The 13,954-nt window shown below is 62.4% G+C and carries 13 protein-coding genes and 4 tRNA genes; 2 read left to right on the plus strand and 15 right to left on the minus strand.

Features of this window, described 5'->3' with window-relative positions; all coding sequences use genetic code 11:
• Nucleotides 1-141: 141 nt before the first annotated feature.
• Nucleotides 142-672, minus strand: a complete 531-nt coding sequence (ppa, locus tag ACFOKJ_RS00005) for an inorganic diphosphatase (RefSeq protein WP_390275900.1) — start codon at nt 670-672, stop codon at nt 142-144.
• 106 nt (nt 673-778) lie between these two features.
• On the opposite strand from ppa, the gene coq7 reads away from it, so the two are divergent.
• On the plus strand, nt 779-1,399 hold the full coding sequence (gene coq7 / locus ACFOKJ_RS00010) for a 2-polyprenyl-3-methyl-6-methoxy-1,4-benzoquinone monooxygenase (RefSeq protein ID WP_390276013.1): 621 nt from the start codon (nt 779-781) through the stop codon (nt 1,397-1,399).
• A 248-nt stretch (nt 1,400-1,647) separates the two neighbouring features.
• Here the strand turns inward: coq7 and ACFOKJ_RS00015 are convergent, their stop codons facing one another.
• The 7 genes from ACFOKJ_RS00015 to ACFOKJ_RS00045 all read right to left on the minus strand — a co-directional run bounded on the left by ACFOKJ_RS00015 (nt 1,648) and on the right by ACFOKJ_RS00045 (nt 6,297).
• Nucleotides 1,648-3,057 carry a sodium:proton antiporter gene (locus ACFOKJ_RS00015; RefSeq protein WP_390275902.1) on the minus strand — a complete coding sequence of 470 codons (1,410 nt, stop codon included), beginning with the start codon at nt 3,055-3,057 and terminating at the stop codon, nt 1,648-1,650.
• 241 nt (nt 3,058-3,298) lie between these two features.
• Complete coding sequence (gene cysN / locus ACFOKJ_RS00020) at nt 3,299-4,729, minus strand: sulfate adenylyltransferase subunit CysN (RefSeq protein WP_390275904.1); 1,431 nt, start codon at nt 4,727-4,729, stop codon at nt 3,299-3,301.
• 81 nt (nt 4,730-4,810) lie between these two features.
• Nucleotides 4,811-5,737, minus strand: a complete 927-nt coding sequence (gene cysD, locus ACFOKJ_RS00025) for a sulfate adenylyltransferase subunit CysD (protein WP_390275906.1) — start codon at nt 5,735-5,737, stop codon at nt 4,811-4,813.
• 243 nt (nt 5,738-5,980) lie between these two features.
• Nucleotides 5,981-6,056: transfer RNA gene (locus ACFOKJ_RS00030), tRNA-Glu, on the minus strand.
• Between the two features lie 3 nt (nt 6,057-6,059).
• Nucleotides 6,060-6,136: transfer RNA gene (locus tag ACFOKJ_RS00035), tRNA-Arg, on the minus strand.
• A 5-nt stretch (nt 6,137-6,141) separates the two neighbouring features.
• Nucleotides 6,142-6,217 (minus strand) — tRNA-Glu (locus tag ACFOKJ_RS00040).
• Nucleotides 6,218-6,220: 3 nt separating this feature from the next.
• Nucleotides 6,221-6,297 (minus strand) — tRNA-Arg (locus ACFOKJ_RS00045).
• A 189-nt stretch (nt 6,298-6,486) separates the two neighbouring features.
• Between ACFOKJ_RS00045 and ACFOKJ_RS00050 the strand changes: the two genes are divergently transcribed.
• Nucleotides 6,487-6,867: an NUDIX hydrolase gene (locus ACFOKJ_RS00050; protein WP_390275908.1), complete on the plus strand. Its 381-nt coding sequence runs from the start codon at nt 6,487-6,489 to the stop codon at nt 6,865-6,867.
• A 42-nt stretch (nt 6,868-6,909) separates the two neighbouring features.
• On the opposite strand, the gene ACFOKJ_RS00055 is transcribed toward ACFOKJ_RS00050, so the two are convergent.
• The 7 genes from ACFOKJ_RS00055 to aceB all read right to left on the minus strand — a co-directional run bounded on the left by ACFOKJ_RS00055 (nt 6,910) and on the right by aceB (nt 13,662).
• On the minus strand, nt 6,910-7,122 hold the full coding sequence (locus ACFOKJ_RS00055) for a helix-turn-helix domain-containing protein (protein ID WP_088966626.1): 213 nt from the start codon (nt 7,120-7,122) through the stop codon (nt 6,910-6,912).
• Nucleotides 7,123-7,412: 290 nt separating this feature from the next.
• Complete coding sequence (locus ACFOKJ_RS00060) at nt 7,413-8,027, minus strand: glutathione S-transferase (RefSeq protein ID WP_390275911.1); 615 nt, start codon at nt 8,025-8,027, stop codon at nt 7,413-7,415.
• A gap of 98 nt (nt 8,028-8,125) precedes the next feature.
• Nucleotides 8,126-8,818 (minus strand): SIMPL domain-containing protein, encoded by a 693-nt coding sequence (locus ACFOKJ_RS00065; RefSeq protein ID WP_390275913.1) that lies wholly within the window; start codon nt 8,816-8,818, stop codon nt 8,126-8,128.
• A 259-nt stretch (nt 8,819-9,077) separates the two neighbouring features.
• A complete protein-coding gene (locus ACFOKJ_RS00070) occupies nt 9,078-9,872 on the minus strand; it encodes an ABC transporter ATP-binding protein (protein WP_390275915.1) in 795 nt (264 codons plus the stop codon).
• Nucleotides 9,872-10,771 (minus strand): ABC transporter permease, encoded by a 900-nt coding sequence (locus ACFOKJ_RS00075; RefSeq protein WP_390275917.1) that lies wholly within the window; start codon nt 10,769-10,771, stop codon nt 9,872-9,874. Before ACFOKJ_RS00075 ends, ACFOKJ_RS00070 begins: the two co-directional genes overlap by 1 nt.
• Before the next feature lie 99 nt (nt 10,772-10,870).
• A complete protein-coding gene (locus ACFOKJ_RS00080; protein ID WP_390275919.1) occupies nt 10,871-11,839 on the minus strand; it encodes an ABC transporter substrate-binding protein in 969 nt (322 codons plus the stop codon).
• 227 nt (nt 11,840-12,066) lie between these two features.
• Nucleotides 12,067-13,662, minus strand: coding sequence for a malate synthase A (aceB, locus tag ACFOKJ_RS00085; RefSeq protein WP_390275921.1), 1,596 nt, complete (start codon nt 13,660-13,662; stop codon nt 12,067-12,069).
• Between the last annotated feature and the right edge of the window lie 292 nt (nt 13,663-13,954).

Raw genomic sequence — 13,954 nt, forward strand, 5'->3', positions numbered from 1 at the left:
TTGCCAACCATTGGAGCCAGAGTGTCAGAGTTAACTTGGCCGGGATATGAGCAAGATTCGCACCATGAAAAATGCCGTCCACTTGCTTAAGTGAACGGCATTAGGAGCATGCTCCGGCTTTTTTCTTGCACCTTGCAGCGATCAGGCCTGCTTGGCGCGCTCGATGCCTTCCACCAGTTCGCGGGTGGCGTCTTCCAGCGAGCCCCAGCCCTGGATCTTCACCCACTTGCCCTTTTCCAGATCCTTGTAGTGCTCGAAGAAGTGCACCATCTGGTCGCGCAGCAGCTGCGGCAGGTGTTCCAGTTTCTGGATGTCCTTGTACATCGGGCACAGCTTTTCCACCGGCACGGCCACCAGCTTGGCATCCACGCCGCCGTCGTCTTCCATCTTGATCATGCCCAGTGCGCGAACGCGAATCACCACGCCCGGCGGCAGCGGGAACGGGGTTACCACCAGCACGTCAACCGGATCGCCATCGCCAGCCAGGGTCTGCGGTACGAAGCCGTAGTTGGCCGGGTACATCATGGAAGTACCCATGAAGCGGTCAACCATGATGGCGCCGCTTTCCTTGTCGAATTCGTACTTGATCGGCGCTGCGTTGGCGGAGATTTCGATCACGACGTTGAAGTCGTTCGGCATGTCTTTGCCCGGGCCGATGAGGTCGATGTTCATGCGAGGAGTCCTTTTGCGCGAGGTTGAAAACAATAACGCCGGGATTATACCAGCAGGCAGGGCAGGGTATAATTGCCACTATTGATGACCTTCATCACCGTGCATGATGCTAGATACCCTGATTACCGAATTCGACCGTGGCCTGCGCACGCTGTTTGCGCCGGCACACAGTGCCCGCCCGCATCCGGATCACCAAGTGGCCGAAGCCGAGCTGAGCCAAGAAGAAAAGCAGCACGCACTGGGGCTGATGCGCGTGAATCACTGCGGTGAAGTCTGCGCGCAGGCGCTGTACCAGGGCCAGGCGTTGACTGCGCGTGACCCGGCCGCGCGCGAGGCCTTGCGGCATGCAGCCTTCGAGGAGGTGGAGCACCTGGCGTGGACCGAGCAGCGTATCCGCGAGCTGGGTGGCCGCCCCAGCCTGTTCAACCCGCTGTGGTATACCGGCTCCCTGGCCATCGGTGTGGCTGCCGGCATGCTGGGTGACAAGTGGAATCTGGGCTTCCTGGAAGAAACCGAGCACCAGGTGGGCGCGCATCTGCAGAGCCACCTGAGCGAGCTGCCATCGCAGGATGCACGCAGTCGCGCCATCGTGGCGCAGATGCACGAAGACGAGCTCAAGCATGCCGACATGGCGCATGCGTTCGGCGCGGCCAAACTGCCGGCACCGGTGCGCGGCATGATGAAGCTTAGCGCCCGGCTGATGACCAGCACCAGCTACCGCGCCTGAACGGCTTGCTGCCAGATATGACAAAGCCGCCTTGATGGCGGCTTAAGGCTGCTGACAAACTGCCCATTTACATGCCGCCGGACCCGGCAAAGCCGGGCCGCTCCTGCTGAGTCTTTGCATCGGCAGCCTTCCTGTTTACAAAACAAAGACCTTTTGCGGTGCAAAAGGTCTTTGTCAACACTCTCAAAGCCGCCTTGATGGCGGCTTTGTTGCATCTTGCGGCCAACTATCTGCTTGGCCGCAAGCGTTTAGAAGAACAGGAAAGTCAGCAGGATAAAGGTGGGAATCAGGCAGCACAGCGCCCAGCCGATATAGCCGAAGAAGCTGGGCATGCGCACGCCGCGTTCCTCGGCAATGGCCTTCACCATGAAGTTGGGGGCATTGCCGATATAGCTGTTGGCGCCCATGAATACCGCGCCGGCCGAGATTGCCAACAGGGTCTGCGCGCCCTGGCCCATCAGCTGTACCGCATCACCACCGGCCAGGTTGAAGAACACCAGGTAGGTCGGGGCGTTGTCGAGGAAGCTGGACAGCGCGCCGGTGAGCCAGAAATAGGCACTGTTCACCGGGCTGCCGTCAGCCTGGCTCACCATGCCCACCAGGCTGGAGAAGGCACCTTGCTGGCCGGCTTTCAGCATCGCCAGCACCGGGATCATGGTGATGAAGATGGCGGCGAACAACTTGCCCACTTCCAGCATCGGCCCCCAGTTGAAGGCATTGGCCTGGCGGCAGTTGCCGGGGGTGAGCCACAGTGACAGGCCGGCGATGGCCAGCAGCAGCACATCCCGCACCACGTTCTGCAATTCGATGTCCAGACCAAAAATCTGCCAGCTGATGCCCGGCTTCCAGACACCGGACAGCAGCACGGCGCCGACAATGGCTGCCAGCAGCAGCAGATTCACCTTGCCCAGCAGGCTGACGCGCGAATCCGGCGTCGGGTCCGGCAGTGGCGGCAGGTCTTCCTCTTTGTGGTAGTAGTGGCGATCCAGCAGATAGAAGGCCAGCAGCAGGATGGCGCTGGCGCTGAGCATCGGCAACAGCATGTGCTGCATGGTCCAGCCAAAGCCCACGCCTTTCAGAAAGCCCAGGAACAGCGGCGGGTCGCCCAGCGGCGTCAGCGAACCGCCGATATTGGCGACCAGGAATATGAAGAACACGAATACGTGGGTCTTGTAGCGGCGGTTGTCGTTGGCCCGCAGCAGGGGGCGGATCAGCAACATGGAGGCGCCGGTGGTACCGGTAAAGCTGGCCAGCAGGGTGCCGATGCCGAGAAAGCTGGTATTCAGCAGCGGCGAGCCATGCAGGTTGCCGCGCACATAGATGCCGCCGGCCACGGTGAACAGCGCCACCAGCAGAATGATGAACGGAACGTATTCCAGCGCCAGGGTGTGGGCGATTTCATGCAGCGTCAGCCCCAGGCCGTGGCTGCTGGCAAACGGCAGGGCAAAGGCCAGGGCCCAGCCGGCGGCGATCTTGCCGAAGTGGTGGTGCCAGATGTTGGCCGCAAACAGTGGCAGCAGCGCAATGGACAACAGCATGCCGGCGAAAGGCACGGCCCAGATGGCGGACAGCTCGGCGCCGTTCACGCCGGCGTGGGCCAGCAGCGGCATGCCGGCCAGTAGCGCGCCGACAGTGGGTAGCAGGCGTTTGGTGGACATGGGGAATCCTGTAAATACGGGCGCAGGCTCGCGTTCCGGGGCGCGGCGTTGCCCTTTGTGCTCTGTCGTGTTGTGACCCGGAAAGGGCGGCAGTTTACCAGCATGTGCCGCAACTGCGGGTAAGCACTGCGTACCGTGTTGTGCGGTGATGCCAGCTCAGGCCGGGAGCAGGCAGGCCGGCCAATAAAGAAAAAGGCGGAATCCGCCTGGATTCCGCCTTTCGGTCTGAATTGCGCTGCGCTCAGAGCAGCTTGCTGATATCGCGCGCTTCCCAGCTCGGGAAGTACTTGCGCACCAGTGCGTTCAGTTCCACTTCGAATGCCTTGAAACGCGCCAGCTCGTCATGCTCGCTGGGGCCGGCTACGCTGGCGGCGCTGCGGATCATGCCGGCGCCGGAAGTGGCGTTGCTCAGGCGGTCGATCACGATCAGGCTGCCGGTGGCGCGGCTGTCGCGGTAGGGGTCGAATACCACCGGGGTGTTGAAGCCGATGCGCACCAGACCGATTTCGTTCAGCTGCAGTTTTTCGGCTTCGAAGGCGTCCAGGGTGTTCACGTCCACGCGGTGCACGATGCGCTCCACGCGGCCGGTAACGCTCTTGCCGGACAGCTTGAACAGGTATTCCTTGCCTACCTGCAGCGGGGCCTCGTCCATCCACACCAAGTGGGCTTCCACGCCCTGGCTGACTTCCGGCTGCTGCTCGTCGGCGCGCACGATGGTGTCACCGCGCGAAATGTCGATTTCGTCGCTCAGCGTCAGGGTGATGGCCTGGCCGGTATGGGCCAGCGCCAGCTCGCCCTCGTATACCACGATGGATTTGACGTTGCTTTCCTTGCCGGACGGCAGCACGCGCACGCGGTCGCCGGGGCGGATCTCGCCGGCGGCCACGGTGCCGCAGAAGCCGCGGAAGTCCAGGTTGGGGCGATTCACGTACTGTACCGGCAGACGGAAGGCCGGCAGCTTCACGTCGTGGTCGATCTCCACGCTTTCCAGGATGTCCATCAGCGTCTGGCCGTCGTACCACGGTGCGCTGTCGGTGCGGTTCACCACGTTGTCGCCGCGCAGGGCGGAGATCGGCACGAAGCGGATGTCCGGGATGTCCAGGTTGGCCGCAAAGGCGGTGTATTCGGCGCGGATGCGGTCGAACACCGTCTGGTCGAAGTCCACCAGGTCCATCTTGTTGATGGCCACTACCACGTGCTTGATGCCCAACAGGCTCACGATGTAGCTGTGGCGGCGGGTCTGGGTCTGCACGCCGTAGCGGGCATCGATCAGGATCACCGCCAGGTTGCAGGTGGAGGCGCCGGTGGCCATGTTGCGGGTGTACTGCTCGTGGCCCGGGCAGTCGGCAATGATGAACTTCCGACGGTCGGTACTGAAGTAGCGGTAGGCCACGTCGATAGTGATGCCTTGCTCGCGCTCGGCCTGCAGGCCGTCCACCAGCAGTGCCAGGTCGATTTCCTGGTCAGTGGTGTTGTACTTCTTGGAGTCGCGCTGGATGGCGGCCAGCTGGTCTTCGAAGATCAGCTTGGAGTCATGCAGCAGGCGGCCGATCAGCGTGGATTTGCCGTCGTCGACGTTGCCGCAGGTGATGAAACGCAGCAAGTCCTTGTTTTCGTGCTGTTTCAGATAGGCCAGGATGTCGCTGGAGATCAGGTCGGATTGGTGTGCCATGAGCTAGTGCCTTGCATCAGCAAGGTTGGCCGCTTGCGGCCAACCTCTGGAATTCGGTATGCGTGGTAAGGAAACGGCGGCTTAGAAGTAGCCTTCCATCTTCTTCTTCTCCATCGAGCCGGACGAATCGTGGTCGATCACGCGGCCCTGGCGTTCGGAGGTCTTGGTCAGCAGCATTTCCTGGATGATCTCCGGCAGACTGGTGGCGGAGGATTCCACCGCGCCGGTCAGCGGGTAACAGCCCAGGGTGCGGAAGCGCACGCGCTTGGTCTGGATCTTCGCCTTCTCTTCCTCGCTCAGGTACTGCAGGATGCGATCGTCGTCGATCATGATCAGCGTGCCGTCACGCTCGATCACCGGGCGCTCGTCGGCAAAGTACAGCGGCACGATCTCGATGTTTTCCAGGAAGATGTACTGCCAGATGTCCAGCTCGGTCCAGTTGGACAGCGGGAACACGCGGATGCTTTCGCCCTTGTTGATGCGGCAGTTGTAGATGTTCCACAGCTCCGGGCGCTGGTTTTTCGGGTCCCAGCGGTGGTTCTTGTCGCGGAAGGAGTACACGCGCTCCTTGGCGCGGGATTTTTCCTCGTCGCGGCGCGCGCCGCCAAAGGCAGCGTCGAATTTGTACTTGTTGAGCGCCTGCTTCAGGCCCTCGGTCTTCATCACGTCGGTGTGCTTGGCGCTGCCGGCGGTGAACGGGTTGATGCCGGCGTCCACGCCTTCCTGGTTCACGTGCACGATCAGGTCCCAGCCGTGTTCGCGTGCTTGCTTGTCGCGCAGCGCGATCATGTCCTTGAACTTCCAGGTGGTGTCCACGTGCATCAGCGGAAACGGCGGCTTGCCGGGGGCGAAGGCTTTCTGTGCCAGATGCAGCATCACGGCGGAATCCTTGCCGATGGAGTACAGCATCACCGGGTTTTCGAATTCGGCGGCGACTTCGCGGATGATGTGGATGGACTCGGCTTCCAGTTGCTTGAGGTGGGTAAGCCTTTCCTGACTGATTTTCATCGTGGCACTCGTTTCTTGATCAGTTGACTTCGATACAGGCCGCAGCGGCCGCCGGATTGTCCGGCAGTGGCAATGTACCGGAGTGGCGGCGGCTAGCAAAAGACTGAATATATATATCGTTATGCTATGAAAGGACGCAGCAATGCGGTTTGCTGGCTATATGGTGGTGGCAGGGTTGGCCGCATCGGAACAGGGGAATGGCAAACAAAAAAGCCACCTTGCGGTGGCTTGATTGTCGAATCCTGGCGTCCCCACGGGGATTCGAACCCCGGTTATCGCCGTGAAAGGGCGGTGTCCTAGGCCTCTAGACGATGGGGACAGCTGGCGCACCCGGAGCGATTCGAACGCCCGACCCTCTGGTTCGTAGCCAGATACTCTATCCAACTGAGCTACGGGTGCGTTGTTGGCGTCCCCACGGGGATTCGAACCCCGGTTATCGCCGTGAAAGGGCGGTGTCCTAGGCCTCTAGACGATGGGGACAGCTGGCGCACCCGGAGCGATTCGAACGCCCGACCCTCTGGTTCGTAGCCAGATACTCTATCCAACTGAGCTACGGGTGCGCTGTTTCTCGTTTGTCGTTGACTTGCGAGAGACGCGAACTATACGGATCGATGCCTGGCGCGTCAATAGTTTTTGTGAAAAAAGTGTGCTGTCCGTGCCTGAATTTTTCCAAGTGGCCGGAATACGACATTATCCTCAAGGTATCGATAGGCTGCGGTGGGTTTATGGCATTTGAAGACAAATTCCGCATGAGTTGCCATGCAGTGATTACCGATGGACAGGGCCGGGTGCTGCTATTGCAGGCTAGCTATGGCGACCGTAGCTGGGGCCTGCCTGGTGGCGCACTGGAGCCGGGGGAGACCGTGCATCAGGCGCTGCTGCGTGAATGTCGCGAGGAGCTTGGGTTAGAGGTGAGCATCGCCTACCTTTCCGGCATCTACTACCACGCAGCCTATCAATCGCAGGTGTGCATCTTTCGCTGCCATCTGCCGGTAGCAGCACGGCTGCGGCTCAGTGACGAGCATCTGACCTGGCGCTACTGGCCACTGGCGGAGCTGGGAGTGGTGCAAAGACGGCGGGTGGACGACTGTCTGCAGTTTGACGGTACGGTGCGTAGTGCCGTGTTTTGAAGCCGTGAGGCCACCCACGGGCGGGTGGCCTCACGGCTGGTGTTACAAGGGCAGGTAGGGAGAAAGCGCGTTGATTTCATTCAGCGCCCGCCGGAAGCGGGCATGGGCACGCGAGACGGTAGATTGACTGATATCCAGCTGCTTGGAGGCGGCATAGCCGGTCATGCCGTCTATCTCCATCAGCCACACGGCTTCGCGCGATTTTTTCTTCAGGCCGATCAGGTTGGCAACGTGATTGAAGTGTTCGAGTCTCATGATGTCAGCTCCCGCGTATGCTTGCTTGTGGCTAACGGGCACTTCGAAAAACTCCCGCTTTCGTCGCGATACTGCGTTGCTTACGAAAAATGTCTCCTTACATATCAAACATATGCTGCGTCGACATTTTTCGTTCGCGCCTTGTCTCGCTTAGAAATCTGGGTTTTTCGAGGGACCCTAACCTGAATTCAGCATAGACGGGTGCAGAAAAAATGCACGTAAAAAATGCTGCTTCATTGAAGCAGCATGATTTTGCCGGGTGGCTGATTGAAAATCGGCAGCGCTACCATTCAGGCGGCGGGTGGCACGCTTTCCGCAAATGATGGCCGAGCCGCCAGCTTTTCCTCCAGCGCTGCAAGGTTGGGGTAGTCACTACGCCAGTCCAGTTGCGGGAAACGGAAGTCGAGGTAGCCCAGCGCGCAGCCGGTGGCGATATCGGCCAGGCTGTAGGCTTCGCCATTGCACCAGCTGCGCTCGCCCAGCATGCCAGACAGTGCTTCCAGGCCGCGGTTGACCTTGCCCAGCTGACGGGCGATCCATTCCTGGCTTTGCTGCGCGGCGGGGCGGCGGTTTTCCAGCACGATGTTGGCCGCAGCATCACAAATGCCATCGGCCAGCGCTTCCCAGCGACGGGTTTCGATCAACAAGCGCTTGTTGTCCTGCGGCAGCAGCCGCGCTACCGGCGAGCTGCCGTCCAGGTATTCCGCAATCACGCGCGAGTCATACAGCGTGCTGCCGTCATCCATTACCAGCACCGGCACCTTGCCCAGCGGGTTGAAGTCGGTAACAACGGAACCGGCTTCCCACGGAATATCCAGCTGCAGCGGGCAGTCGATCTTCTTTTCCGCCAGAACGATGCGGACCTTTCTGGCATAGGGGCTGGTAAGCGAGGCGATCAGTTTCATGGTGTGGGACACGTGTGGCGGTGAGGGGGACCAGGGTCTAATTTAGCGTAAGCGCCGGCCAATCAAAAGGCCGGCGTTGATTATCCTTATGCCGGATATCATTGCAATTCGATACGACCCGTCACACTCAGCTGTACCTGGCTGTTGCCCGGTTGCCAGTCCGGTGCAGTCACTTCCGCCGCCTGTGCATCCGCCAGCATGGCCTTGGCACGCAGCATCGGTTGTGGCGGCGGTGCCTGCACATTGCCGATGCTCAGTTCCAGCACCTGCTGCCGGTTGCGCCCCAGTGCCTTGCCGGCAGCTGCGGCCTGTGCCTGCAGGGCGGCGATGGCTTCCGGGATCAGCTGGTCTTCGGCCAGGCGGCGGCTGCGATCCGCCACGCCGAACTGCACGTTTTCCAGCAGCATGAATTTCTGCAGCCGCGCCACCAGCTCGGCACTGGCGGTGAAGTCGCTGCTCTTGAGGCGGATCTGCGCGCGACCTTGCCAGCCCTGGATCTTGCCGTCGCGGCCATAGTCCGGCCAGCTGTTGTAGCTGCCGCTGCTGAATTCCACCTGTTTGAAGGCGGCGGATTCGGCACGGGCGCGTGCCAGTGCCTTGTTGAGGCGGTCTGCCAGCAGTGCCGGCTGCGCCTGGCGATCCTGGATGTACAGGCTGGCGGTGACTTCGTCGTTGGCCAGTTCGCGTTGCGCACTGGCCGAAAGGTTGAGAATTGTGCCGTTGTCGGCAAGAGCGCCGGTGGCGGGCAGCAGGCAGCACAGCAGCAGGCTGCCGCGGATCAGGGTATGCATGAGGGCTCCCGGGATAAGGTTGAGCGCAGTCAGACCGCAGCCGGGGATGACAGGTTCACTGCGGCAGCGATGCCATCAACAATGGCGGGCTGCTGCACACCTGGTTGCGGCCACGTTGCTTGGCATCATACCGCGCCATGTCCACGGCATGGAACGGTGTTTCCTGCAACTGCGCTGCGGTTGGCCGCAACAGACATGCATGTTCTGAGGGCTGGACTGCCGGTGCCGCAGCGGGGCGACACCGACCTTGCCGGGCACGTCAGCCCAGCAGCAGCGCGTCGTCGTCGATGGCTTCGCCGCGGGTTTTCTCGAACATCGCCAGCAGGTCGGCCACCTGCATGCGCGCGCGCTCGTCGCCGGCCACGTCCAGCACCACGCGGCCCTGGTGCAGCATCACGGTGCGATGGCCGTGATCCAGCGCCTGGCGCATGGAGTGGGTGACCATCAGCGCGGTGAGCTTGTTCTCGTGCACGATGCGGTCGGTCAGCTCCAGCACGAAGGCGGCGGTTTTCGGGTCCAGCGCGGCGGTGTGCTCGTCCAAGAGCAGGATGCGCGACGGCTGCAGACTGGCCATCAGCAGGCTTACCGCCTGGCGCTGGCCGCCGGACAGCAGGCCCATGCGATCCGGCAGGCGGTTTTCCAGCCCCAGCTTCAGCGTGGCCAGCCGCTCGCGGAACAGTTCGCGCAGCTCGCGGTTCAGCGCTGCGCCCAGGCCGCGCTTGCGGCCGCGGGCATAGGCCAGCGCCATGTTTTCCTCGATGCTGAGGTTTTCGCAGGTGCCGGCCATCGGGTCCTGGAATACCCGCGCCACCATGCCGGCGCGCTGCCAGCCCGGGGTGCGCGTCACGTCCTGACCATCGATGCTCAGGCTGCCGCTGTCGACGATCACGTCGCCGGCCAGTGCGTTGAGGAAGGTGGACTTGCCGGCGCCATTGCTGCCGATCACGGTGAGGAACTGGCCACTGTCGATCTGCAGCGACAGGCCGCGCAGTACCGGGTTCTCGATCGGTGTGCCTGGGTTGAAGGTCTTGAACAGATTGTCGGCGCGCAGCATCAGTGCTTTCCTCCGGCCTTGCGGGCAAATTTGGCTTTCAGTTTCGGCAATACCAGGGCAAAGCCCACCAGCAATGCGGTGATCAGGTTCAGATCCTGTGCCTGCAGGCCGATGAAGTCGGCGTTCAGCGCCACCGCGATCAGCAACCGGTACAGCAGCGCGCCCAGCACGGTGGCCAGGGTGATCACCCACAGCTTGCGCGAGGGCAGCAGGGTTTCACCGATGATCACCGCCGCCAGCCCCACCACGATGGTGCCTACGCCCATCGATACGTCGGCGCCGCCCTGGGTCTGCACGTACAGCGCGCCAGCCAGCGCGATCAGCGCATTGGACAGTGCCATGCCGGCCAGCACCATACGCTCGGTAGCGATGCCTTGCGCGCGCGACATGCGCGCATTGGCGCCGGTGGCACGCATGGCGAGGCCAGTCTGCGAGGCAAAGAACACGTCCAGCCCTAGCTTGGCCACCACGATCACTGCCGCCAGCAGTGCCGGCTGCACCTGCCAGGCGATATCGAAGTTATCGCCGATCAGCGGGCTGAAAATGGTGGGGCTGCCGATCAGCGGCATGTTCGGCGCACCCATGATGCGCAGGTTGATGGAGTACAGCGCGATCATCACCAGGATGGAAGCCAGCAGCTGCAGGATGTTCAGCCGCACGTTCAGCCAGGCGGTGGTGAGGCCGGCAGCGGCGCCGGCCAGCGTGGCCACGCCACAGGCCAGCCACGGGTCATGACCGCCGGCAATCAGCGTGGCGGCCACGGCACCGCCCAGCGGGAAGCTGCCGTCGGCGGTCAGGTCGGGGAAATCGAGGATGCGGAAGGAAATCAGCACACCCAGCGCCACCAGCGCAAAGATCAGGCCGATTTCCAGCGCGCCCATCAGCGCGATCAGTGTCATAGGACTTTCTTTCAGACAACAAGAAATGAAAATGCGCAGCGGCGGGCTGCGCGTTTGTCTGGCAGGTTGGCCGCAGGGTATGCGGCCAACGGTGCGGTGTTACTTCACGGTTTCCTGTGCCTGCTTCAGCAGTGCCGGGCTCAGGCTTACGCCCTGTTTCTGCGCGGCGGCCGGATTCAGCGACAGCGACAGCTTCTCGCCCAGTTGCGGGGCAATGTTGCCCGGCTTCTCGCCTTTCAGGATGCGTACCACCAGCTTGCCGGTCTGGCGGCCGATGTCGTAGTAGTTCTGGCCCAGCGCGGCAATGGCGCCACGCTTAACCGAATCGGTATCTGCGGCTACCAGCGGCAGCTTGGCCTGCTGTGCCACGGCCACCAGCGATTCATAGGTGGAAACCACGTTGTTGTCGGTGCTGGTGTAGATGGCGTCCACCTTGCCGATCAGGCTCTTGGCGGCCGGGGCCACGTCCACGGTGCGCGGTGCCGGCGCTTCCACCAGGCTCATGCCGCGCTTGGCCAGCTCGGCCTTCAGCTCCTTGGCTACCACCACCGAGTTCACCTCACCCGGGCTGTACACCATGCCGATGCGCTTGGCGCCCGGCTTCACCTTGCCGATCAGGTCGATCTGCGGTGCCAGCACCAGCTTGTCGGATACGCCGGTCACGTTGGTCTTGCTGGCGCTCCAGCCCGGTACCAGCTTGGCGGCTACCGGGTCGGTCACCGCGGTGAATACCACCGGAATCGAGCGGGTGGCTGCGACTGCTGCCTGGGCGCTGGGGGTGGCGATGGCCACGATCACGTCCGGGGCATCGCCCACGAATTTGCGGGCGATCTGCGCGGCGGTAGCCGGGTTGCCCTGCGCGCTCTGGTACTGGTACTTGATCTGTTTGCCCGGTTCGAAACCGGCCGCCTTCAGCTCGTCTTCGATGCCCTTGCGCGCGGCATCCAGTGCCGGGTGGTCGACAATGGCGGTTACCGCTACCGATTTCTGTTCGGCAGCCAGGGCAAACGGCGACAGGCTGGCAGCCAGGGTCAGGGCCAGCAGGGTGCGACGGGATACGGCGTGCATGGATATTCCTTTGGAATGTTGCGATGCGATGATGCGCAATCATATTCCAAAGTGCCCGGTGTTTCAGATTGTGCAAAGCAATATTATTTCAAATATTGTATCCATTTGGTGCGATCTGCCCCGGTCTGGCGCCTGGAAAGAAAAACCCGCCAGCGCGGGGTGCGCAGGCGGGTGGATGCTGGCGAATTATGTAGTCGCGCGGATACAGCGCCGCGGTTGGTGCCGGCTTAATCCAAGTACTCGTAGCCGGGTAGGGTGAAGAAATCGATGAATTCCTCGCTGGTGATCAGCAGGTCGAACAGCTGGGCGGCATCCTCGAAATGGCGGCTCCAGCGGCTGCCGTACTCCGCCTGCAGGCGATTGATCTCGTCGGTGGCCAGGTCGCGCAGCAGGGCCGGGCTGACCTTGCGGCCATCATCCAGCATGCCTTTGGGGCTGTGCAGCCATTGCCACAGCTGGGCGCGGGCGATCTCGGCGGTGGCGGCCTCTTCCAGCTGGTTGTGGATGGGCACGCAGCCATTGCCGCTGAGCCAGGCGCCCAGGTACTGCAGGCCGACGCTGATATTGTTGCGCAGCCCCTGCTCGGTGATCGGTGCCTCCGGCTGGAAGTTCAGCAGGTCGGCGGCGGTCACCACCACGTGTTCGCGCTGGCGTTGCAGCTGGTTGGGCGCATCGCCGATTACGCTGCGAAAGGCTTCGAACGCCAACGGCACCAGTGCCGGGTGCGCTACCCAGCTGCCATCGTAGCCATCACGCGCTTCGCGCTCTTTGTCGGCGCGGATCGCCGCCAATGCCCGCTCGTTGGCCGCAACATCGTGCTTGATCGGCGTCAGTGCCGACATGCCGCCGATGGCCGGCGCGCCGCGGCGGTGGCAGGTCTTGAGCAGCAGCAGCGCGTAGGAGCGCATGAACGGCACTGTCATGCCGATCTGCTCGCGGTCTGCCAGGCAGAAGTGGCGTACCTGGCGAAAGCTCTTGATACAGCTGAAGATGTAGTCCCAGCGCCCGGCGTTCAGCCCGGCGCTGTGCTCACGCAGCTCATACAGGATCTCGTCCATCTCGAATGCGGCCAACAGGTGCTCGATCAGCACCGTGGCACGGATACTGCCCACCGGCAACGCCAGTGCCTGCTGCGCCGCCAGGAACACCTCGTTCCACAAGCGTGCTTCCAGGTGGTTTTCCAGCTTGGGCAGGTAGTAGTAGAGGCCGCGTCCCTGACCGTGCAGCAGTGTGGCGTTGTGGAAACAGCTGAGGCCGAAGTCGAACAGCGCCGCTGACACCGGCTGGCCATCGATACGCAGGTGTTTTTCCGGCAGGTGCCAGCCGCGCGGGCGCAGCATCAGCGTGGCCGGGCTGGTATTCAATTGGTAGTGGCGGCCATCCGGCGCGTGGTGGCTGATGCTGCCACGCCAGGCATCGCACATATTCTGGTGCCCGTGGATGATGTTGGCCCAGCCAGGGCTCATGGCATCTTCGAAATCGGCCATGAAGCAGCTGGCGCCGGAATTCAGCGCATTGATCATGCTCTTGCGCTCGGCCGGGCCGGTGATCTCCACGCGGCGATCCAGCAACTCGGCCGGCAGCGGGGCGATCTGCCAGTCGCCGTCACGGATGGCGGCGGTTTCCGGCAGGAAGTCCGGCAGCTTGCCAGCGTCCAGCTCGGCCTGCCGTTGCTGGCGCAGCGCCAGCAACGCGCGGCGGCGTGGCTCAAACTGGCGGTGCAGCATGGCGATGAAGGCCAGCGCCTCGGTGCTGAGCAGGGCCTGGTGCGCGGGTTTGAGCGGCGCGAGAAGTTCCAGCCCCGGCTGCAGTTGCAGTGCCATTGTCTCTCCTTGATTGTCCGTCCGGCGCGCTGGCCGGGCCTGGTGCGCTCTGGCGCACTCTTGCTTGTCCGACAGTAGTTTACCGCCATGCCGGTGGCGGAAAAATACGCTGTTGCCGACAACATCTTTTACTTTTTTATGCCTAGTGCCGTGCTCTCCGCGTAGCGCCAACGCCTGGCGTCGCACAAAAACGGCAGTTGCACGATGGCTGACACATTTGCAGTGATCTGCTGCAAATTGGCATATCGTGGCGCGATGTGTCGTCACATTTGCTGTCGACGGGCATTTCTGC

Origin of the sequence: Vogesella amnigena (assembly GCF_042648905.1) — a bacterium.
Taxonomy (GTDB): Bacteria; Pseudomonadota; Gammaproteobacteria; order Burkholderiales; family Chromobacteriaceae; genus Vogesella; species Vogesella amnigena.